Raw genomic sequence first — 19,847 nt, 5'->3', positions numbered from 1 at the left:
TGCTATAATGTTCCGTTTTTTGAGACAATTCCGTCTCGTCTTCATCGCATTATTTTGTAAAGAAAATTTTAGTATATCATGAAACAAATTCGCAACATTGCCATCATCGCTCACGTTGACCATGGCAAAACCACACTTGTAGACCAACTTTTGCGCCAATCAGGCACCTTCCGCGACAACCAACAAGTGGAAGAGCGCGTGATGGACAGCAACGACATTGAAAAAGAACGCGGTATCACCATTCTCGCCAAAAACACCGCCATTGAATACAATGGCTACCACATCAACATCGTAGACACCCCCGGACACGCCGACTTTGGCGGCGAAGTAGAACGCGTATTGGGCATGGTAGATTGCGTATTATTACTGGTAGATGCACAAGAAGGCCCAATGCCACAAACCCGTTTTGTAACCAAAAAGGCTTTAGGCTTAGGCTTGAAACCGATTGTTGTGATTAACAAAATTGACAAACCGTCTGCCCGCGCAAGCTGGGTAATTGACCAAACATTTGAATTGTTTGACGCTTTGGGCGCGACCGATGAGCAGTTGGATTTTCCGATTGTGTATGCGTCTGGTTTGAGCGGTTTTGCGCGTTTGGAAGAAGACGGCACAGAAACCGATATGCGTATTCTGTTTGACACGATTTTGAAACACACACCAGCACCGTCTGGCGATGCGGACGCGCCTTTGCAGTTGCAAATTTCGCAGTTGGATTATGACAATTACACAGGTCGCTTGGGCATTGGTCGCGTGTTGAACGGCAAAATTCGCCCAGGGCAAGTGGTTGCCGTGATGAACCACGAAAACCAAGTTGCACAAGGTCGCATTAACCAATTATTGGGTTTCAAAGGCTTGGAACGCGTGCCTTTGGACGAAGCGGAAGCGGGCGACATCGTGATTATTTCTGGCATTGATGAGATTGGCATTGGCGTAACCATTTGCGACAAAGACAATTCTGTTGGCGTACCCATGTTGAGCGTGGACGAGCCGACTTTGACCATGGACTTTATGGTCAACACCAGCCCATTGGCTGGCACGGAAGGCAAATTCGTTACCAGCCGCCAAATCCGCGACCGTTTGAACAAGGAATTGTTGACCAATGTGGCGTTGCGCGTGGAAGACACGGAAGATGCGGACGTGTTCCGCGTGTCGGGTCGTGGCGAATTGCATTTGACAATTTTGTTGGAAAATATGCGCCGTGAAGGTTACGAGTTGGCAGTCGGCAAACCGCGCGTGGTGTACCGCGAAATCAACGGTCAAAAATGCGAGCCTTACGAGAATTTGACGGTGGACGTACCCGATGACAATCAAGGCGCGGTGATGGAAGAATTGGGTCGTCGTCGTGGCGAATTGACGAATATGGAAAGCGATGGCAACGGTCGCACCCGTTTGGAATACCACATTCCTGCGCGTGGTTTGATTGGTTTCCAAGGCGAATTCATGACGATGACGCGCGGCACAGGTTTGATGAGCCACGTTTTTGACGATTACGCGCCTGTGAAACCCGATATGCCAGGGCGTCATAATGGCGTGTTGGTATCGCAAGAGCAGGGCGAAGCTGTGGCGTATGCCTTGTGGAATTTGGAAGACCGTGGTCGCATGTTTGTGTCGCCCAACGACAAAATTTACGAAGGCATGATTATCGGTATTCACAGCCGCGACAATGATTTGGTCGTGAACCCATTAAAAGGCAAAAAATTGACCAATATCCGTGCGAGCGGCACAGATGAAGCTGTGCGTTTGACCACGCCCATTAAATTGACTTTGGAAAGCGCGGTTGAATTTATTGACGATGATGAATTGGTGGAAATCACGCCAAAATCCATTCGTTTGCGTAAGCGTTATTTGAGTGAACAAGAGCGTCGCCGTCATTTTTCTCAATCCAAAAAAGATTGATTGTTGATATTCAGGCTGCCTGAAAGAAAGTAAAAATTTCTTTTCAGGCAGCCTGAAAAATAATTAAGAAAGATTGAAATGAATCATGCATTGAGAAACCATTATTTTGCATGATTGATTGGCTGAAATACATTTTCAGGCAGCCTGAAACCCATGACTTATTTTGAATACGACACCCAAGCCGACCCATTTGACAGACGCCGTTTAATCCGTGCCGAATATGTGCTTGCCAGTTTGCCTGCGCTATTGGGCGCGTGTGTAGTGAGCGGCATGAATATCGGAGTGATGCGCGTGATTCAAGACAATTTTGCATTGGCAAGAGCAGGTGCGGCAATGGCTTTACTGGGCGCGTTGAGCTATGGGATTTTTCAGCATCAAAGCAAGCAATTACGCAGCCGATACCAAGATGCGGAAATCTATCCCTATGCAGGTGAATGGTGGCCTGATTTGGGCAAAGTGATGGCGATTGCGAACGGCATTTTTCCCTTTTTAGGCAAACCTTTACTGTTTGTGTTGTTGTGTCAATTGGTTTATGGTTGCGCGTTGCCATCCAATCGCAAAAACAATATACACGGTGCGGCACGTCCACCTAATCCATTTGCACAAAGATGGCATTATGCGACTTATATAGTGGCATTGATGGCAGTTTATTTATTGTTTTTATAGAAAAAATATATTTTCAGGCAGCCTGAAACGGCAAATACACATCAAATCGCGTAGATTTGCCTGCATATTGATAAGCAGGTTGCTCGCCACACAAATATTCCCCCAAACGTGGGCGTTTGACGACAATGCGTTTTTTCGCAACACGACGGGCAGCCTGAAACAAAGCCGCATCATCTGCTTGCGCTGATAAACCAACTAAATCATGAAAATACGCCATTTCTTTTTTCACAGCGGCAGATTTTTGCCGTTCGGGATACATCGGGTCAAGATAAACCACATCGGGTTTGCCGTATTCATGAGCGTGCGTATGCAGTAAATCCGCCGCATTTCCCTGTATTAAGGTGATGCGTGAAACAATTTCTGCGGTTTCAGGCTGCATTTGTGCGCGGTAAATACCATCGGATAATAAAGCAAACACGGCTGGATTTTGTTCAAATGTCCGCACACATAAACCCAAACTGGCTAACACAAAACTATCGCGCCCCAAACCGCCTGTGGTATCCCAAACGATTGGTTTGCTGGTATGATTGACCGCTTTGCCAATCAGTTCGCCGCCGCCTTTGGTGCGCCGATATTGTGCTGCGCCGCTGGCAAAATCCACTTGTACGCTGCCTTTTTCTCCCACTTTGTGCAGCGATAAGCCGTGTTCATCGTAACACAAAAAGACACCGTTTTCAGGCTGTGTTGATGTGGTGGAATAAGCAGAAAGATGCTCTGGAAGAGTAATATGAGTGTAAATAGAAAAAGACATTTTCAGGTTGCCTATCATTAGCCCCTCATTATCATTTAAAACTTTTGCAAAAATAACAAAGATTTCCATCTACAATAATGTGTAGAAATTACTAGCGTTGTTTACAGTATTGAAAGACAATACTGCCATGAATATCCATAAGAACACTCGCCTTACCCCACACCATCGTCAAGCCATTTGGCTAGCTTATACGCAAAACAAAGAAAGCGTTACTTCACTGGCTCGCCGTTTTATGGTTAGTCGCCAAACCATTTATCGTGTACTGAAAGCCGCTCGTCTTCGCCTACTTAAACCGCAAAACAGCACCAACAATCGTTTCAAACAAGCAAAATACGGTATGAAACGATTAGCCAAAGTAGAACGAGAAATTCAAGAGAAACTCAAAAAGCAAGCACAACGATACAATAAATCTTATCCTGGCGAAATGGTACATGTAGATACCAAACGCTTACCTTTACTTAAAGGACAAAAAGCAACGGATAAACGTGAGTATCTGTTTGTTGCTATTGATGATTTTTCTCGTGAGTTGTATGCTGCCATTTTGCCTGATAAAACTGCTACAAGTGCGGCTAAATTTCTAACTGAACAAGTCATAGAGCCTTGCCCATACCAAATTGACTGCATTTATTCAGATAATGGTAGTGAATACAAAGGTGCGGCAAATCATGCGTTTGGTGTGGCGTGTTTTGAAAACAATATCAATCAAAAATTCACTCGCCCAGCACGTCCACAAACCAATGGCAAAGCGGAACGCGTAATACGAACGATTATGCAGATGTGGTATGAGAAAACAGAGTTTACTGATCCATTGCATCGGCAAAAGGAATTATGTCGTTTTGTGAATTTTTATAATACTGTAAAGCCGCACAGTTCCTTAAATGGCGATACGCCATTTGAAGTGTTACAAGCTTATTTTTCTCAACCTGTTGTGTAAACAACTCGGTTTATTTCTACATTTTAGGCTACTTGTTATAGCTCTGTAATTAAATCAGGGCGTTTTTCCAAGAGTTTCAGCAATGCTGCCGCTGCGCCGCTTGGTTTACGCTTACCGCTTTCCCATGATTTAAGCGTATGTACGGATATATTCAGGCTATCTGCAAATTTACTTTGTGATAAGCCTGTTTTGTGGCATGTTTGGGCTATGGGGCTAGGTGTGTATGCAGTGCTATATTCTCCTGCCTGTGCTTGCAATAGAGATTTTTTCAGGCTGCCTGCAATTTGCGCCGCATCGTCAATATTTAAATTTTTCAGGTTATTCATCTTTTTGCTCTTTCAGGCGTGATAATTCTTGCTTATTAAAATCCAGTATTTGCGCCATAACGCGGCGGCTTTCATTGGCATCTGTGATATGCTCGCCGCAAGCATCGCAGTAATCCGCTTCTACATTGGCGATAGTGGTTGTTTTGCCTTTATAGGTATAGAGGATATTGCGCGTATCATGCAGCATTTCGGGGTGTCCACAAATAGGGCATTCCATTTTTTACAACTCCTTGAATGAGACGATTAAAACATCGTCTATTACGGTCAATTTAATGTATAGTGGATTCAATTTAAATCAGGACAAGGCGACAGAGACCGCCGTGTACACCGAGTACATAAGGGAGCTGGCAACGCTGTACTGGTTTAAATTGAATTCACTATATAAATCGCCATATACTGCACTTGGCTTATAAACATAATGTAACCTATTAGGTTAGCGCATTCAATACACCAGCTAATAAAAATGCAGCCTGAAACCGCGTTAGTTATCCACGTTTTCAGGCTGCCTTTGCGGGGGCTACTCTGCTTTTTCAGGCGGTATGATATGGTTGAACTTGTAAAACCAGCCTTTCCCTGCAAGCTGCCATTTCAGGCGGTTTTTATTTCGCATTAACCAGTTAAGCCCTACTAACACATTCGCCGCCTTGTTTGGGTCAAAACCGTTCCATACTTCTTTTATCATCACATCGGGAATGACAAATAAAACACGCTTATCGCCGTTCATTTCAAAATAACCTGCGTGTTTCGGGTCAAGGTCAAATGGCTGCGCGTTCTTGGTGGCAAATCTAACACCGCCGCCGTATCGTTGCATGAATGCTATGGTTGCTTCAATAATCCGCTCTTCTTCATATTGCCCTGTGCCATTGCTTGCTATCCAGTCATCAAAGCATTGTTTAATCCCTGCTATGCCTACACCAGCGGCAAGCCCTGTAATGGGTGTGGCAAGCTCCAATGCGGCGGCAGCCAATGCAAAGCGTTTTGCAACACGCCGCGCTTGTCCGCTTGCATTTTCAGGCAGCACTTGTATAAAGTTTTCCATGTGTACTTTGGCTTGTTTGATGCTATTGGAATTGATGAGTTTGATAAATTCACGCCCTGCTATGCCGTTGTATTGCGCGGCGGCATCGTTTAGGTATTCGGATAGTTCTGCACCGCTATTAAAGCCGTGTAGCGTGTTAAATATGCCGTGTCCTTGTCCTGCATCGGCGTTTAGGGTAGGCAGCCTGACATTTTGCCCTGCATTCCATTCTTCTGTGTTGCGTAAATAGCTTTCAGGGGTCTTTTCGCCTGTGGATAGGGCTAAAACTTTCCAGCGTGTGAGTTTGCGGTTGCCGCCGTCTTTGTGTGCTTGCGCTTTGTTGATACCGTTAAATAGGCTGTATGCGGTATCTGCAACAACTTTGCGGCTGGCTTGCCCGATTTCGTCCAATACGACAAAACCGTCATTACGCGATGCGGCGACATTCTGAAACGCTAGTCCTGTTCCTTTCCATGTGAGTAACTGTGTTTCAGGAATACCCCACACGGAAAGGGAAACATTATAGATAAAGAAATTAAAATTCGGTACACAACCAAGTAAAATAAAAAAACAAAGAGTGAATGCAATCCAATAACCAATCTTGACGTAAATGTTTAATCCAAGCCCAAGTGTGCTCAATTAAATTCAAATCAGGACAGTATGGCGGTAACCATAAAATCACATGCCCTGATAAAACAATAAGCTCTTGAATGTCCTGACGTTTGTGAAAAGTCGCATTATCCATTACCAAAACACTGTTGGGCGGTAATTGTGGCAGTAAAACGTTTTGAACCCATGAATAAAACACATCTGAATTGATGCTGAATTCATACAAACCCACTGCAATCAATTGATTTTGGTATAGTGCGCCAATGGCATTGGTTGTGTTTTTGATTTGCCAGTTGTGATTGCCATGACAAACTTGTCCTCTTGGCGCATAGGCATAAGGACGATAAGTTTGGTTTTTAAAACCACTTTCATCAATATAAACAATAGGACGTTTCTCTTGCTCATACTGTTGTTTTAATGAGAGAAATTGTTCAATTGTTTCGGGTTGAGCTTTGGGGTGTTTAAGAATCTTTTTTTTGAGTGATTTTTAGCCGTTTAAGTGCCACACCAATGGCTCTTTGTGAACAGTTAAAGCGAACAGCGCGTTCTCTTTGAAAATCATCAGGAAATTGTTCTACGTCTTTTCGCAATAATTCATCATTGATTTTATTGGTTCTTTTGGGGTAGGGTTTACGTTCAATGCATTTTTTCCATAGTTGAATGGTACTGCGACTGATGCCATATTCCGCTGCCAATTCACGGTAGCTGTAACCCGAATTTAATTTTTCTAAAATCATTTGGCGATAATCTTGTGAATAAGCCATAACTGTTCTCCTGTGTGTACCGTTTATTTAATTCTACACCTATAACGGCGGTGGTCTTACCGATTGAGCTATCGCCACATAGATGAAAACCGCCACTTTCTACACGCAAGAGGGATAACAAGGGGGCGGCAAATGAAATGCCTAATGCTAAACATAAACGGCTGTTTCCTGTGGCGTATTTGGCTATGTTGTCTTGCCATTGTTTCAGGCTGCCTGAAATCACATAAGCATCGGCTTGTGATTTATCGCCATTGTAGAAAATACGTTTATTTTTGCTGGTGTGCAGTATTTCGCCGCTTGGTAACACATACGCGCCATTTATCCAGCCTGCTTTGTCTGTAATCAGCCAATTTTCACGGCTGCCTTGTTCTTGCAGATAATCGGCTAGCCATTCTCTTTTTTGTCTGCCTGAATACACGGTTAAGCCTAAATTCTGCAAGCGTTGAAAGCCTTGATTACTGCCAATTTCTGCACAGGATAATGCGGCGGTTTTGATGTGATGTGTGCATTTGTCGGTGTATTAAATAAGGCGGTAGTATGCGCCGTTTAGGTCTGTGCCTGTACCGATAATATCCAAGCTATCACACAAGGGAATAAACACTTCTTCGCCGTCATTGTCAATTTTAACGCGCTGTATATATTTTCCTTTAACAAGGGTTCTTGCTTTGGGTGCGGTTATGGCTTCAGTTTCAGATAGTTTAAGAACCTGTGTTCATAAAAATGATAAAATATTTCTATGACTAGAAAACCTTACCCAACTGACATGTAGAAATAAACCGAGTTGTTTACACAACAGGTTGAGAAAAATAAGCTTGTAACACTTCAAATGGCGTATCGCCATTTAAGGAACTGTGCGGCTTTACAGTATTATAAAAATTCACAAAACGACATAATTCCTTTTGCCGATGCAATGGATCAGTAAACTCTGTTTTCTCATACCACATCTGCATAATCGTTCGTATTACGCGTTCCGCTTTGCCATTGGTTTGTGGACGTGCTGGGCGAGTGAATTTTTGATTGATATTGTTTTCAAAACACGCCACACCAAACGCATGATTTGCCGCACCTTTGTATTCACTACCATTATCTGAATAAATGCAGTCAATTTGGTATGGGCAAGGCTCTATGACTTGTTCAGTTAGAAATTTAGCCGCACTTGTAGCAGTTTTATCAGGCAAAATGGCAGCATACAACTCACGAGAAAAATCATCAATAGCAACAAACAGATACTCACGTTTATCCGTTGCTTTTTGTCCTTTAAGTAAAGGTAAGCGTTTGGTATCTACATGTACCATTTCGCCAGGATAAGATTTATTGTATCGTTGTGCTTGCTTTTTGAGTTTCTCTTGAATTTCTCGTTCTACTTTGGCTAATCGTTTCATACCGTATTTTGCTTGTTTGAAACGATTGTTGGTGCTGTTTTGCGGTTTAAGTAGGCGAAGACGAGCGGCTTTCAGTACACGATAAATGGTTTGGCGACTAACCATAAAACGGCGAGCCAGTGAAGTAACGCTTTCTTTGTTTTGCGTATAAGCTAGCCAAATGGCTTGACGATGGTGTGAGGTAAGGCGAGTGTTCTTATGGATATTCATGGCAGTATTGTCTTTCAATACTGTAAACAACGCTAGTAATTTCTACACATAATCAAATACCGCGCCTATCCATTGCCTAATCTTTTCGGCGGTAGCTAACGCATTTCTTTCACAAATGGCATCTAATACGCGTTTGACATCGGTTACGCGTATTTCATCTATTGGCAGCTTACCGATGTGTGGGAATACGTCATTTTCAAAGTAGCTGAATATTCGCCGTGCATTCTGTTCTTTCCAACGGTGCAAATTGGCTGAATGCCATTGTGTTGTGATATTGAAAAACGTGGTTTCACGCGCTGCTATGGTTTCTTGTTTGGCGTGCTGTTTGGCTGTGGCAGGATTATTGCCAAGTGATACTTGTATGCGTGCATTTTCGGCGGCTATGCGTGCTTCTGATAATGAAACGGCTGGATATTTGCTAATCGTGAGTGTTTGGCGTTTGCGCTGTATAGCAAAATCAAAGCGAAAGACTTTTGTACCCTTTGGCGTGATTTCTAAATACAAGCCGTTGCCGTCTGTTAGCTTTTGCTTTTTCCCTGTTGCCTTTGCAAGCCTGATTTGTTTGTCGTTGAGTGCCATTGTTACGGTATTTTTTGAGTGTGTTGTTGTGATACCGTTAAAAATACCGTAAATATGCGGCTAATTCAATAGTACGGTATTTAACGATATTTGATAACGGTATCTTGTCGTTCTTTTCCTGAATACCGTGCAAAGCCTTTGCTGGTGTGGGATTGGTTGATGATATTTGACTGCATCGTATGAAAAAAAGCTGCTTAAAATTTAAGCAGCTTTTTTGAGTGTGGTGCGGATGGAGAGACTCGAACTCTCACGCCTTGCGGCGCTGGAACCTAAATCCAGTGCGTCTACCAATTTCGCCACATCCGCGTAATAAAAGATGTATTATACAGCAAATCTGCGTGTTCGCAAGTTTTCAGGCAGCCTGAAACAAAATATCGGCGCAAGATAAAGTCATTTTCTTACGTCGACAAAATCATTCACGCGCCAAAATCATCGCATCGCCATAGCTGAAAAAGCGGTATTGCTGCTCAATCGCATGACGGTAAATCGCGCGAATATTGTCCGTGCCTGAAAACGCCGACACCAACATCAACAAGGTGGATTTGGGCAAATGAAAATTGGTAATCAAGCAATCAATCACTTGAAATTCAAAACTGGGCGTGATGAAAATGTCGGTGTCGCCTTGACCTGCTTTCAGGCTGCCTGAACGCGCCGCCGATTCAATCGCGCGAAGTGAAGTCGTGCCAACCGACCAAACTTTGTTGCCACGCGCTTTGGCTGCCTGAATTTGCGCGACCGTTTCGGCTGGCACGTCAAACCATTCGCTGTGCATTTTGTGTTCAGCGATGTTGTCCACGCGTACGGGCTGGAACGTGCCTGCGCCAACGTGTAGTGTTACTTCCACAAACGCCACGCCCTTGTTTTTCAAAGCATTCAAAATTTCATCGGTAAAATGCAAACCTGCCGTGGGTGCCGCTACCGCGCCTTGATGTTTGGCGTACACGGTTTGATAGCGGTGGTCGTCATCGGCTTCGGCAGCGCGTTCAATATAGGGCGGCAAGGGCAATGCGCCGTGTTGTTCCAGCAATTCATAAACGTTCAGGCTGCCTGAAAATTGGATTTTGAACAATTCGCCCACGCGCTCAATCATAGTGGCGTGGACTTCGCCGTCAAAAATCAGTTCCGCGCCCGCTTTGGGCGATTTGGACGAGCGAATGTGCGCCAAAGCGGTTTTGTCGTCCAACACGCGCTCAATCAGGGCTTCAATTTTGCCGCCGCTTGCTTTTTGTCCAAATAAGCGGGCTTTCATCACTTTGGTATTATTGAAAACAAGGACATCGCCTGCGTTCACATAATCCAATAAATCGGGAAATTGTTTGTCTTCAATATTTTGTGGCGACAAGGCAACCAGCAATCGGCTGCTGCCGCGTACTTTGGGCGGATTTTGCGCGATAAGGTGTTCGGGTAAATCAAAATCAAATTCGGAAATGTGCATTTTATTATTCTTTCATAAGGATGGGGCAGCCTGAAAAGATGACAGGCGACCATTGTACAACACAAGGATGCTGACTAATCTAGCCATAAATATAGATTGAAACCTTTTGTTGAATCCGAAATTTCCCATAATTAACAACTATTTGTTTTAATTTAAACTTATCGGATGCGAGTACCCGATATACCAGTTTTCAGGCTGCCTGAAATCTATAGCCAACTCATTTTGATTGTTACACATCTAAAATACAAAGCGTTTTTTATAAAAAACAAATTGGAAGATGAATAAATATGAACACGAGTTATTATAGGATAAACAGAAAAATCAAACCGTTGGGAAATGAATCCAGCCACCACTATTTTCTGCAACCAAATCCGCCAATGCATCCAACCAATCTGCATTGTCGTTCAGACAAGGAATATACTGAAATTGTGTGCCACCAGCCTGATGAAATTGCTCGCGCCCAGCAATGGCAATTTCTTCCATAGTTTCTACGCAATCGCTAACAAATCCAGGGCAGATAACGTCTAATTTGGTAATTTTTTGTTTACGCGGCAAATCGGTAAACAAGTCTTGCGTGGAGGGTTCTAGCCATTTGTCCCGACCAAATCTGCTTTGGAATGACACGATGTATTCATTTTCTTTCAAACCTAGTTCCATAGCGACTAAGCGTGCGGTTTCGTGGCATTCCAATGGGTAAGGGTCGCCTAAATCGTGATGACGTTGCGGAATGCCGTGATAACTGAACATGAGTTTTTCGCCTGCACCATGTTGTGCGCGATAGTTGCGGATTTGTGCGGCAAGCGATTTGATGTAAGCTGTGTGATTGAAAAAGCGTGATACGGTACGAATAGACATTTGATTGCGTTGTAGTTGCAATTCTTTCCAAACCTTATCCAAAGCTGCACCCGTACTGCTGCCTGCATATTGTGGGTAGAGCGGCACAACTAATAATCGTCCGACACCTTTACTTTTTAACATGGTCAATGCTTCGTGAACACTGGGATTGCCATATGACATAGCATAGGCAAGATGTACGTTTTCAGGCAGCCTTTCACGCAAACCATCAAGTTGTCGCTGGGTAAAAACACTCAATGGCGAACCTTCTTTGAGCCAAACTTTTTTATAAGCATGCGCAGATTTTTTGCTACGAAAGGGTAATACAATGCCATGTAAAATCGGTTGCCATATTATTTTAGGCAATTCTACGACGCGATAATCGGATAGAAAATCACGCAAAAAAGGGCGCACTGCCTCGGGTGTTGGCGCATCTGGCGTACCTAAATTCATCAGCAAAATACCCACTTGATTTTGTTCGGCAAGGGGTAGGGAAAATTCGGATTGAAAAGTGTTCATGTTATGACCTTGATATAGGATTTCAGGCTGCTTTATTTATTATAATAGGCAGCCTGAAAAAAATTATGCGCTGACTGCTGGTAATTCCATTGCCAACACGGTTTCTGTTTGCGCGTTGCGGAAATCTACCAGTTTTTGCGCTAATTCGGCATTGGTGTTTGCCAGCAGCGATACGGCAAACAAAGCGGCATTGGCTGCGCCAGCTTCGCCAATGGCAAAGGTTGCGACAGGCACGCCTTTGGGCATTTGGACGATGGACAACAAGGAATCTTCGCCGCGCAAATATTTGCTCGGTACAGGCACGCCCAATACGGGCAAAGTGGTTTGGCTGGCAACCATACCTGGCAAATGCGCCGCACCGCCTGCACCTGCAATAATCGCTTGCAAACCGCGTTGTTTGGCGGATTTGGCGTATTCAAACATCAAATCGGGGGTGCGGTGTGCCGAAACGACTTTGGCTTCATAAGCCACGCCGAATTGTTCCAACATTTTGGCAGCGTGTTCCATAACATTCCAATCGCTGTTGCTGCCCATAATAATGCCAATTTGTACCATGATTTTATTCCGATAATTGTATGTGAAAAAAGTAAGCAAATGAAGTTGGATTACTTTTATAGATAGCCATCATTTAATTTTTCAGGCTGCCTTTAATATGTGAAAAGGCAGCCTGAAAAATATTATTTAAAGAAATCGCCCATGCCTGCTGGCAAACCTTGCGTAAATTGCGCCATACGCGCCGCAGTTGTGGCTTCCCCTTTTTCGTGTGCATCGTTCAATGCTGCCATAATCAAATCTTCCAACATTTCGGCATCGTCCACCGCCTGTTCAATCAGTTGCGGGTCAATGCGGATTTGGCGTACTTCATGGCTGCATGTGGCGACAACTTTAACCAAGCCATTACCCGCTTGCCCTTCCACTTCGGTTTGAGCCAATTCTGCTTGTGCTTTTTTCATATTTTCTTGCATGCGTTGCGCTTGCTGCATTAAGCCGCCGAGACCTGCTTTTCCTAACATAAGGGAATACTCCTAATTAATATAAAATAGACAAAAATTAGTGTAATTATATCACTTTTTTTATTCAACATTTCAGTACACGCCAAAAATCTTCAGGCAGCCTGAAAACCAACCTTGCTAAGTTAAAGAGAGCAGACTTGCCAAGTTCTCAAATCCCATACTATGTAGTGCGGATACATGTATTCGCTATTTTTCATATTATTATAGACCAATGACAGCAAAGCGGTATCATTACTCTTAGACAACCCGAAACAGCGAAAACTCGTTTTTCAGGCTGCCTTTTGCTACAATTCAGTTCATTTTGATAATAATGAAACAATAATTTAAGGACAAAAAATGAGCATTCTTGCCATAGAAAACGCCAGTTTCGCGGTCGGACATCTCCCATTATTGGATAAAGCACAATTCCAACTCAATCAAGGCGAAAAAATCGGCTTGATTGGGCGAAATGGTGTCGGAAAATCATCGTTTTTAAAAATTTTGGCAGGTGTACAAAAATTAGATGATGGTCAATTGATTATTCAAAACGGACTGAAAATTGTCTATGTACCACAAGAAAGTTTCTTTGAAAATCAACAAACTGTATTTGATGTGGTATCGCAAGGCTTAGGGGAATTACGCGATGTATTGCGCCAATACCATCACATCAGTTATGAATTGGAAAAACAGCATAATGATGAATTAATCAAGCAACTCAATGATTTGCAAAACCAAATTGAAGCGCAAAACGGCTGGTCTGTTGACGCAGCAATCAAGCAAACGATTGGCGAACTCGGACTGCCTGAAAATGAATTGATTGGCAATTTATCGGGCGGTCAGAAAAAGCGCGTGGCTTTGGCGCAAGCGTGGGTGCAAAAACCCGATATTTTGTTGCTGGACGAACCGACCAACCATTTGGATATTAACGCGATTATTTGGCTGGAAAACCTGTTACAAAACTTTTCAGGCAGCATGGTCGTGATTACCCACGACCGCCGTTTTTTGGACAACATTGCCAAGCGTATTGTGGAATTGGACAGGGGTATTTTGCGCTCGTATGACGGCAACTTCGCGCAATACAGCGAGAAAAAAGCGCAAGAATTGGCGGTGGAAGCCGAACACAATCGCCTGTTTGACAAATTCCACGCGCAAGAAGAAGTGTGGATACGCAAAGGCATTGAAGCACGGCGTACACGCAATGAAGGGCGCGTCCGCCGTTTGGAAGAATTGCGCCGCCAACGCGCTGCACGCCGCGAGCGCGTGGGGCAAGTCAATTTTAAACTGGACGCAGGCGAAAAAAGCGGCAAAATCATCGCCGAATTGGAAGACGCCAGTTTCCACTACCCAGAACGCCGCATTATGGAACGCTTTTCTGCAATTATTCAGCGCGGCGACAAAATCGGCTTAATCGGCGCAAACGGCGTGGGCAAAACCACGTTTTTGAAGCTGATTTTGGGCGAATTGCAGCCGACTTTCGGCAAAATCCGCTTGGGCAGCAAGCAGGAAGTGGCGTATTTTGACCAATTCCGCAGCGCGTTGAATGAAAATGACACGGTGTTTTACACGCTGGGGCAGGGCAATGATTTTGTGGAAGTCGGCGGCAAAAAACGCCATGTGATGAGTTATTTGGAAGATTTTTTGTTTCACCCAGCGCGGGCGCAATCGCCTGTGTCATCGCTGTCGGGCGGCGAGCGCAATCGTTTGTTGTTGGCGAAATTGTTCACGCGCCCCGCCAATATTTTGGTGCTGGACGAGCCGACCAATGATTTGGACATTGACACGCAGGAATTGTTGGAAGAATTGTTGCGCGATTACGCTGGCACGGTGTTTTTGGTGTCGCACGACCGCGCGTTTTTGGACAATGTGATTACGCAAAGCATTGTGTTTGACGGTTCAGGCAGCCTGAAAGAATATGTGGGCGGCTATCAAGATTATTTGGAAGCGAAACAGCGTGAAGAGAAATTGCAGGCTGCCGCCGCGCCGAAAAATCCCCTTGCCGATGAACCCGTTAAGGAAAAACCGAAAGCCAATCGCACGGTCAAATTGTCCTACAAAGAGCAGCGCGAATTGGACGCTTTGCCCGATGAAATCGCTGCTTTGGAAGCGGAACAAGCCGCATTAGCCGAACAATTATCCAACCCCGATATTTTCAAAGATTACGAAAAAGCAGGCAGCCTGCAAAATCGTGCGGAAGAAATTGAGTTGATTTTGTTGGAAAAATTGGAACGTTGGGAGATTTTGGAAGCGAAGCAAAACGGCGTGGCGTGATTTTCAGGCAGCAACCTTTACAAAACTTAAAACTGCAGCTCGGATTCTTGAATCGAATATTTCCTATATTCAACAACCATTTGTTTAATTTAAAATATTGAATGCGAGTATCTGACCTACGAGTTTTCAGGCTGCCTTATAGTACACGACAATTTTTGAAGTTGTAGGTCGGGCATTCATGCCCGACCTACGGAAATAATTTTTTGTCGTGTACTGTAATGCTGCCTACTAAATAGGTTTTACAAAAGTTTCAACCTAATTATATGTTTGGTTAAAATAAATACAGACTAGAAGACTAGCGACTGCCGTGTACAAATCGTATATAGTGCTGATAATACTGTATTATTTTTATTTTGAACCATTCATCTTGTAAAATTCACCCTGCAACCCTATATTTCTGTGACATTTATCTTTAATTTGGACACACAAGCACATAATGAATTTAAGCAATCATTTTCTCATCGCCATGCCCACTCTGAACGATTCTTTTTTTTCAGGCTGCGTGGTGTATTTATGTGAGCATAGCAATAAAGGCGCAATGGGTTTTGTGATTAATAAAGCCTCACCAGTTAGCATGGATATTGTTTTTTCTTCAACAGGCAAAACCACACCACAACGATTTATTGGCAAAGATGTTATGCTCGGCGGACCATTGCACCCAGACCGTGGATTTGTGCTGCATTCCCCTGTGCAAACATGGCAAAACACCATGCCCATTACCGAAGAGATTGCATTAACAACGTCGCGCGATATTCTTGAAGGTTTGGCAAATCAAGATAATGAGTCCGATGCTGTCCTGACAATGGGCTATTCCAGCTGGGAGGCAGGACAACTGGAAAAAGAAATCGCACAGAACACATGGCTGGTTGCCAATGCAGATAGTGAGATTATTTTCAGGCTGCCTACACAAGAACGTTATGCTGCGGCATTTGCCAAATTAGGCATTCGTCCTGAAAATTTAATGGGAGTGATGGGACATGCCTAATTTTATTGCACCCAATAGTGGAGGTTGTTTGGCATTTGATTTTGGCGAAACAAGAATTGGCGTGGCGCAAGGTGATTGTGGGATTGCGATTGCGCATCCGATTATGACCATTACGGGGAAAAACAACGATGAAAAATTTACCCAAATCGCCAAATTAATTCAAGAATGGCAGCCTGAAAACTTGGTGGTTGGTTTGCCCACGCATATAGATGGCACGGAACACGAAATGACACAGTTAGCACGTAAATTCGGTCGCCGTTTACAAGGACGTTTTGCGCTGCCTGTGTATTGGGTAGATGAACGTTTATCGTCGCTCTACGCAGAAGAATTATTGCGCCACGCTGGTGTAAAAGGACGCAAGCAAAAAATGGTCTTGGACCAAGTTGCAGCACAGGCAATTTTGCATAGTTTTTTTGAAAGTGGTGCGGTGGAATATTTTAATGGGCGCGAAAAAACAGAAACGTGAATTGATTGTATGAAAAATTATTTTCAGGCTGCCTATCGTTTTATATAGTCGGTTAAAATAACACAAACAAGATGACAACGACCTCTGTATAAAAACATACATAAAGGTGCTGGCAATGCTATATTATCTTCATTTTAACCGACTATATAACTTTGAAGTTCCAATTTAGAATTTTACAAGAGCTTCATTATTATATATTTTACGCTACCGCTCGCACATCTGCCCAACTTAATTGCCGATATTTCCAATACAGTTGACGATACGCTGGCGGTGGTAGATGTTCTGGCAAGGTGTTGAGTAACCAAGGTTTTTGAGGTGTCGTGTAGTGGACGATAAGCGGTAAGTTTTTTGGTGGCGAAAATTTGCGCGATAAACCACGATTAGCAAGCAACCATTCCGTTCCTGCTTGATAATTGTAGTCTTCAGGCAAGGGAAACCAACGATTTTGACACACATAATTGAGTATGCACTGGTCGCCAAATGGCACATTGTGTGCTATTTTTTGCGCCGTATCCAACAGTTTTTGTTGAATATTTTCTCTACCCCATTGTGTCAAATCTGCCAACAATACACCAGAATTAAAATAAGGTTGTTGATGCAAATTATAGGGATGTCGCCAATCTATTCGTGCCGTTACCGAATCTTGCACCGCAGCAAGTAGGCAGCCTGAAAACTGCATTTGATACAAAGATTGCAATGAACCAGTAACCAGCAAATCGCTATCCAAATACAAAGCACGGTCATGTGGCAAAGTTGCCATTAAAAAACGATAATATGCAGCGGATGTAATATGACTTTGGTTGGGATAATGGTCTAACTGCGTTTGTGAAACAACTGCGCTGATGATTTCGCTATCAAAATTATGAAGTTGTTGATTAATATAATCAAACCATTCTGGTGCATGGCTGTTGCGATGGAATAAATACACGCGCATCTGACGATTGTGGCAACACAAAGATTTGAGCAATGTTTCCACATGTGGGGCATAGGCATTATCAGCCGCTAAAACAATATTTAAAGTGTGTGGCATCATAAAAAAGAAAGGTTTCAGGCTGCCTCTAAATATTCAAGGCAGCCTGAAAAATATTAAAAACGGCGTTTTAACGCGCATTCTTGCATAATAGAAACTGCCAACTCTTCCACCGATTTATGCGTGGTATTGGCAAACGGAATATTGTGGCGACGGAACATAGCTTGCGCATCAGCCACTTCTTGCTTACAAGTATTCGGGTGCGAATATCGCGAGTCAGGGCGACGTTCTTGACGAATTTGATGCAAACGGTCAGGTTGAATGGTCAAACCAAACAATTTCTTGTGATATGGTTTTACCATGCGTGGTAAATCAGTTGTATCCAAATCATCAGGCGTGAGCGGATAGTTGGCAGCACGAATGCCATATTGCAACGCTAAATACAAACATGTTGGTGTTTTACCCGAACGCGACACGCCCATTAAAATCACATCGGCTTCTTGCAAGTTACGGTCAGATACGCCATCATCGTGATTCAGCGCAAAATTGACCGCTTCCATACGCGCATCGTATTTTTCTACATTTTGCACACGCCCTTGCACCGAATGGCGTGCTGTCATTCCCAACTCACTTTCCAATTTACCTAAAAACGCATCAAAAAAACTCAAATGCAAGCCCTGTGAAGTTTTGACAATTTCACGAATGTCATCATTTGCTACACTGGAAAACACCAGTGGTTTAATTTGACTTTGTTCAGCAGCTTGATTGATGATTTGTACAAGCGCGTGAGCTTTTTCAACTGTATCCAAAAATGGATAAGTTGCTCGTTTAAAATTGAAATTGGGAAATTGCTCCAACAAGGCTTCCCCCATATTTTCAGAAGTTAAACCTGTACGGTCGGATACAAAAAAGACATTTCGGCGAGGTGTTTCATTCATGATGTGTATTCCTGTGTAGTAAAATGTAGCCAAGATTATAGGTGGCGTGTACAGGGTAAGCAAGTGTTTTCAAATACCGTAGGCAGCCTGAAACTTTGTTTTTATCAACACAACAGCGTACAATCTCGCCGTTAAAAAATCCACATGTTAAAAGGAACACAAAATGTATATTTCTCCCATTGAGGATATTATTGCAGACATTAAAGCTGGCAAAATGGTCATCATCACCGATGCCGAAGACCGTGAAAATGAAGGTGATTTGGTTATGGCGGCACAATTTGTTACGCCAGACGCTATTAATTTTATGATTAAATATGCACGCGGTTTGGTGTGCTTGCCAATGGAAAATGCTTTGATTGATAAGCTAGAATTGCCGATGATGACACAACACAATGGCGCACAATATGGCACCAATTTCACAGTATCCATTGAAGCAGCAACGGGCATCAGTACAGGTATTTCAGCGGCTGACCGTGCACACACAATTCAAACGGCAGTTTCGCCTCATGTACAAGCGCAAGATATTGTTTGTCCGGGGCATATTTTCCCACTGCGCGCAGCAAAAGGTGGCGTATTAGTACGCACGGGGCACACCGAAGCGGCAGTAGATTTGGCAAAAATGGCGGGTTTAACGGGTGCTGGTGTGATTTGTGAAATTATTAATGATGACGGCACAATGGCGCGTATGCCACAGTTGGAAAAATTTGCGCAAGAGCATAATTTGAAAATTGGCACGATTGCGGATTTGATTGAATACCGCAGTCGCCACGAAAGTTTGTTGGAAAATAAAGGCAGCCTGAAAATACAAACAGCGTGGGGAGAGTTTGAACAACATGTTTATGTTGATAAAATTAATGGTGAAACACATTTAGCATTGGTAAAAGGCTCGCCATCGGATAGTATCACAACGGTTGTGCGTGTACATGAGCCATTTAGCGCAATGGATTTGATTCGTCCAACCAGCACACATTCTTGGCATTTGCCCGATGCAATGCAGCGCGTTCAGGCTGCGGAACACGGCGTGATTATTTTATTGCATCGTACTGAAGATGGTGCCGCATTACTAGAACGCGCTTTGCCACAAACCAAAACCATAACACGCAAATGGGATAAAAAGACCTATGGTATTGGTGCGCAAATTTTGGTGGATTTGAATGTTCATAAAATGCGTGTGCTGGGTACGCCATCAGCATTAGGCGGCTTAACAGGCTTTGGTTTGGAGATTGTGGATTTTGAAGATGCACCAAAAGCATAAATATATGATGGATTAAGTATTAAAAGGCAGCCTGAAAGGTTTCAGGCTGC

General features: G+C 43.5%; 22 protein-coding genes, 1 tRNA gene and 2 pseudogenes. 9 read left to right on the top strand and 16 right to left on the bottom strand.

Translation table 11 applies throughout. The features are described 5' to 3' along the window. Nucleotides 1-78: 78 nt before the first annotated feature. Nucleotides 79-1,896: a translational GTPase TypA gene (gene typA, locus MIS45_RS06050; RefSeq protein WP_249449871.1), complete on the top strand. Its 1,818-nt coding sequence runs from the start codon at nucleotides 79-81 to the stop codon at nucleotides 1,894-1,896. Between the two features lie 153 nt (nucleotides 1,897-2,049). After that, nucleotides 2,050-2,562 carry a hypothetical protein gene (locus MIS45_RS06045; protein ID WP_249449870.1) on the top strand — a complete coding sequence of 171 codons (513 nt, stop codon included), beginning with the start codon at nucleotides 2,050-2,052 and terminating at the stop codon, nucleotides 2,560-2,562. A 13-nt stretch (nucleotides 2,563-2,575) separates the two neighbouring features. Here MIS45_RS06045 and MIS45_RS06040 read toward each other — a convergent pair whose 3' ends face one another. Continuing rightward, nucleotides 2,576-3,313 (bottom strand): class I SAM-dependent methyltransferase, encoded by a 738-nt coding sequence (locus MIS45_RS06040; protein ID WP_249449869.1) that lies wholly within the window; start codon nucleotides 3,311-3,313, stop codon nucleotides 2,576-2,578. A 127-nt stretch (nucleotides 3,314-3,440) separates the two neighbouring features. On the opposite strand from MIS45_RS06040, the gene MIS45_RS06035 reads away from it, so the two are divergent. Continuing rightward, on the top strand, nucleotides 3,441-4,247 hold the full coding sequence (locus tag MIS45_RS06035; RefSeq protein WP_249445581.1) for an integrase core domain-containing protein: 807 nt from the start codon (nucleotides 3,441-3,443) through the stop codon (nucleotides 4,245-4,247). Nucleotides 4,248-4,282: 35 nt separating this feature from the next. Here MIS45_RS06035 and MIS45_RS11350 read toward each other — a convergent pair whose 3' ends face one another. The 13 genes from MIS45_RS11350 to MIS45_RS05975 all read right to left on the bottom strand — a co-directional run bounded on the left by MIS45_RS11350 (nucleotide 4,283) and on the right by MIS45_RS05975 (nucleotide 12,936). Then, nucleotides 4,283-4,573 (bottom strand): helix-turn-helix domain-containing protein, encoded by a 291-nt coding sequence (locus tag MIS45_RS11350; RefSeq protein WP_283397408.1) that lies wholly within the window; start codon nucleotides 4,571-4,573, stop codon nucleotides 4,283-4,285. Beyond that, a complete protein-coding gene (locus MIS45_RS11345; protein ID WP_283397407.1) occupies nucleotides 4,566-4,790 on the bottom strand; it encodes a type II toxin-antitoxin system MqsA family antitoxin in 225 nt (74 codons plus the stop codon). Before MIS45_RS11345 ends, MIS45_RS11350 begins: the two co-directional genes overlap by 8 nt. A gap of 300 nt (nucleotides 4,791-5,090) precedes the next feature. Further along, nucleotides 5,091-6,230, bottom strand: a complete 1,140-nt coding sequence (locus tag MIS45_RS06025) for a DUF927 domain-containing protein (RefSeq protein WP_283397406.1) — start codon at nucleotides 6,228-6,230, stop codon at nucleotides 5,091-5,093. Then, nucleotides 6,127-6,636 (bottom strand): IS630 family transposase, encoded by a 510-nt coding sequence (locus MIS45_RS06020; RefSeq protein ID WP_249447679.1) that lies wholly within the window; start codon nucleotides 6,634-6,636, stop codon nucleotides 6,127-6,129. The genes MIS45_RS06025 and MIS45_RS06020 overlap by 104 nt, the downstream gene beginning before the upstream one ends. Before the next feature lie 25 nt (nucleotides 6,637-6,661). Continuing rightward, nucleotides 6,662-6,964 carry an IS630 transposase-related protein gene (locus tag MIS45_RS06015; RefSeq protein WP_249441922.1) on the bottom strand — a complete coding sequence of 101 codons (303 nt, stop codon included), beginning with the start codon at nucleotides 6,962-6,964 and terminating at the stop codon, nucleotides 6,662-6,664. Beyond that, entirely contained in the window at nucleotides 6,897-7,430 is a 534-nt protein-coding gene (locus MIS45_RS06010) for a DUF927 domain-containing protein (RefSeq protein ID WP_283397441.1), read from the bottom strand. Before MIS45_RS06010 ends, MIS45_RS06015 begins: the two co-directional genes overlap by 68 nt. 319 nt (nucleotides 7,431-7,749) lie before the next feature. After that, nucleotides 7,750-8,556, bottom strand: coding sequence for an integrase core domain-containing protein (locus MIS45_RS06005; RefSeq protein ID WP_249449866.1), 807 nt, complete (start codon nucleotides 8,554-8,556; stop codon nucleotides 7,750-7,752). A 42-nt stretch (nucleotides 8,557-8,598) separates the two neighbouring features. Next, complete coding sequence (locus MIS45_RS06000) at nucleotides 8,599-9,135, bottom strand: tyrosine-type recombinase/integrase (RefSeq protein ID WP_249449865.1); 537 nt, start codon at nucleotides 9,133-9,135, stop codon at nucleotides 8,599-8,601. A gap of 221 nt (nucleotides 9,136-9,356) precedes the next feature. Continuing rightward, nucleotides 9,357-9,441: transfer RNA gene (locus MIS45_RS05995), tRNA-Leu, on the bottom strand. A gap of 106 nt (nucleotides 9,442-9,547) precedes the next feature. Beyond that, on the bottom strand, nucleotides 9,548-10,570 hold the full coding sequence (queA, locus tag MIS45_RS05990) for a tRNA preQ1(34) S-adenosylmethionine ribosyltransferase-isomerase QueA (RefSeq protein ID WP_249449863.1): 1,023 nt from the start codon (nucleotides 10,568-10,570) through the stop codon (nucleotides 9,548-9,550). A gap of 321 nt (nucleotides 10,571-10,891) precedes the next feature. Beyond that, nucleotides 10,892-11,923 (bottom strand): ferrochelatase, encoded by a 1,032-nt coding sequence (hemH, locus tag MIS45_RS05985; RefSeq protein WP_249449862.1) that lies wholly within the window; start codon nucleotides 11,921-11,923, stop codon nucleotides 10,892-10,894. Between the two features lie 63 nt (nucleotides 11,924-11,986). Beyond that, nucleotides 11,987-12,478 carry a 5-(carboxyamino)imidazole ribonucleotide mutase gene (gene purE / locus MIS45_RS05980; protein ID WP_249449861.1) on the bottom strand — a complete coding sequence of 164 codons (492 nt, stop codon included), beginning with the start codon at nucleotides 12,476-12,478 and terminating at the stop codon, nucleotides 11,987-11,989. Nucleotides 12,479-12,600: 122 nt separating this feature from the next. Then, nucleotides 12,601-12,936, bottom strand: coding sequence for a YbaB/EbfC family nucleoid-associated protein (locus tag MIS45_RS05975; protein ID WP_249449860.1), 336 nt, complete (start codon nucleotides 12,934-12,936; stop codon nucleotides 12,601-12,603). Between the two features lie 336 nt (nucleotides 12,937-13,272). Here MIS45_RS05975 and MIS45_RS11480 point away from each other — a divergent pair. The 5 genes and pseudogenes from MIS45_RS11480 to ruvX form a co-directional block, all read left to right on the top strand. Beyond that, nucleotides 13,273-14,112 (top strand): annotated as a pseudogene (locus MIS45_RS11480) (ABC-F family ATP-binding cassette domain-containing protein); the annotation flags it as partial. 195 nt (nucleotides 14,113-14,307) lie between these two features. Further along, nucleotides 14,308-14,619: pseudogene (locus MIS45_RS11475) on the top strand (ATP-binding cassette domain-containing protein); the annotation flags it as partial. Nucleotides 14,620-14,658: 39 nt separating this feature from the next. Beyond that, nucleotides 14,659-15,183, top strand: coding sequence for an ATP-binding cassette domain-containing protein (locus tag MIS45_RS11470; RefSeq protein ID WP_430472166.1), 525 nt, complete (start codon nucleotides 14,659-14,661; stop codon nucleotides 15,181-15,183). 436 nt (nucleotides 15,184-15,619) lie between these two features. Next, on the top strand, nucleotides 15,620-16,168 hold the full coding sequence (locus MIS45_RS05965; RefSeq protein WP_249441780.1) for a YqgE/AlgH family protein: 549 nt from the start codon (nucleotides 15,620-15,622) through the stop codon (nucleotides 16,166-16,168). Further along, nucleotides 16,161-16,634, top strand: coding sequence for a Holliday junction resolvase RuvX (ruvX, locus tag MIS45_RS05960; protein WP_249441782.1), 474 nt, complete (start codon nucleotides 16,161-16,163; stop codon nucleotides 16,632-16,634). Before MIS45_RS05965 ends, ruvX begins: the two co-directional genes overlap by 8 nt. 199 nt (nucleotides 16,635-16,833) lie before the next feature. On the opposite strand, the gene MIS45_RS05955 is transcribed toward ruvX, so the two are convergent. Together MIS45_RS05955 and ppsR are read right to left on the bottom strand one after the other, a co-directional pair. Continuing rightward, entirely contained in the window at nucleotides 16,834-17,667 is an 834-nt protein-coding gene (locus tag MIS45_RS05955) for a glycosyltransferase family 8 protein (protein WP_249449858.1), read from the bottom strand. A gap of 53 nt (nucleotides 17,668-17,720) precedes the next feature. After that, nucleotides 17,721-18,542, bottom strand: a complete 822-nt coding sequence (ppsR, locus tag MIS45_RS05950; protein WP_249449857.1) for a posphoenolpyruvate synthetase regulatory kinase/phosphorylase PpsR — start codon at nucleotides 18,540-18,542, stop codon at nucleotides 17,721-17,723. A 163-nt stretch (nucleotides 18,543-18,705) separates the two neighbouring features. Here ppsR and ribBA point away from each other — a divergent pair, with 163 nt between their 5' ends. Further along, nucleotides 18,706-19,797: a bifunctional 3,4-dihydroxy-2-butanone-4-phosphate synthase/GTP cyclohydrolase II gene (gene ribBA / locus MIS45_RS05945; RefSeq protein WP_249449856.1), complete on the top strand. Its 1,092-nt coding sequence runs from the start codon at nucleotides 18,706-18,708 to the stop codon at nucleotides 19,795-19,797. Nucleotides 19,798-19,847 lie beyond the last annotated feature (50 nt).

The organism is Wielerella bovis (assembly GCF_022354465.1).
In the GTDB taxonomy this organism is placed as follows: Bacteria; Pseudomonadota; Gammaproteobacteria; order Burkholderiales; family Neisseriaceae; genus Wielerella; species Wielerella bovis.
This window is presented reverse-complemented; position numbering and strand designations above follow the sequence as displayed.

Excerpts from the sequence above, each read along its gene's own strand:
- MIS45_RS05955 (WP_249449858.1), bottom strand. The coding sequence starts at position 17,667 with ATGATGCCACACACTTTAAATATTGTTTTAGCGGCTGATAATGCCTAT.
- purE (WP_249449861.1), bottom strand. The coding sequence starts at position 12,478 with ATGGTACAAATTGGCATTATTATGGGCAGCAACAGCGATTGGAATGTT.
- MIS45_RS11345 (WP_283397407.1), bottom strand. The coding sequence starts at position 4,790 with ATGGAATGCCCTATTTGTGGACACCCCGAAATGCTGCATGATACGCGC.
- MIS45_RS06015 (WP_249441922.1), bottom strand. The coding sequence starts at position 6,964 with ATGGCTTATTCACAAGATTATCGCCAAATGATTTTAGAAAAATTAAAT.
- MIS45_RS05975 (WP_249449860.1), bottom strand. The coding sequence starts at position 12,936 with ATGTTAGGAAAAGCAGGTCTCGGCGGCTTAATGCAGCAAGCGCAACGC.
- MIS45_RS11350 (WP_283397408.1), bottom strand. The coding sequence starts at position 4,573 with ATGAATAACCTGAAAAATTTAAATATTGACGATGCGGCGCAAATTGCA.
- ruvX (WP_249441782.1), top strand. The coding sequence starts at position 16,161 with ATGCCTAATTTTATTGCACCCAATAGTGGAGGTTGTTTGGCATTTGAT.
- MIS45_RS06000 (WP_249449865.1), bottom strand. The coding sequence starts at position 9,135 with ATGGCACTCAACGACAAACAAATCAGGCTTGCAAAGGCAACAGGGAAA.
- MIS45_RS06040 (WP_249449869.1), bottom strand. The coding sequence starts at position 3,313 with ATGTCTTTTTCTATTTACACTCATATTACTCTTCCAGAGCATCTTTCT.
- ribBA (WP_249449856.1), top strand. The coding sequence starts at position 18,706 with ATGTATATTTCTCCCATTGAGGATATTATTGCAGACATTAAAGCTGGC.
- MIS45_RS05965 (WP_249441780.1), top strand. The coding sequence starts at position 15,620 with ATGAATTTAAGCAATCATTTTCTCATCGCCATGCCCACTCTGAACGAT.
- MIS45_RS06045 (WP_249449870.1), top strand. The coding sequence starts at position 2,050 with ATGACTTATTTTGAATACGACACCCAAGCCGACCCATTTGACAGACGC.
- typA (WP_249449871.1), top strand. The coding sequence starts at position 79 with ATGAAACAAATTCGCAACATTGCCATCATCGCTCACGTTGACCATGGC.
- ppsR (WP_249449857.1), bottom strand. The coding sequence starts at position 18,542 with ATGAATGAAACACCTCGCCGAAATGTCTTTTTTGTATCCGACCGTACA.
- MIS45_RS06005 (WP_249449866.1), bottom strand. The coding sequence starts at position 8,556 with ATGAATATCCATAAGAACACTCGCCTTACCTCACACCATCGTCAAGCC.
- MIS45_RS06035 (WP_249445581.1), top strand. The coding sequence starts at position 3,441 with ATGAATATCCATAAGAACACTCGCCTTACCCCACACCATCGTCAAGCC.
- queA (WP_249449863.1), bottom strand. The coding sequence starts at position 10,570 with ATGCACATTTCCGAATTTGATTTTGATTTACCCGAACACCTTATCGCG.
- hemH (WP_249449862.1), bottom strand. The coding sequence starts at position 11,923 with ATGAACACTTTTCAATCCGAATTTTCCCTACCCCTTGCCGAACAAAAT.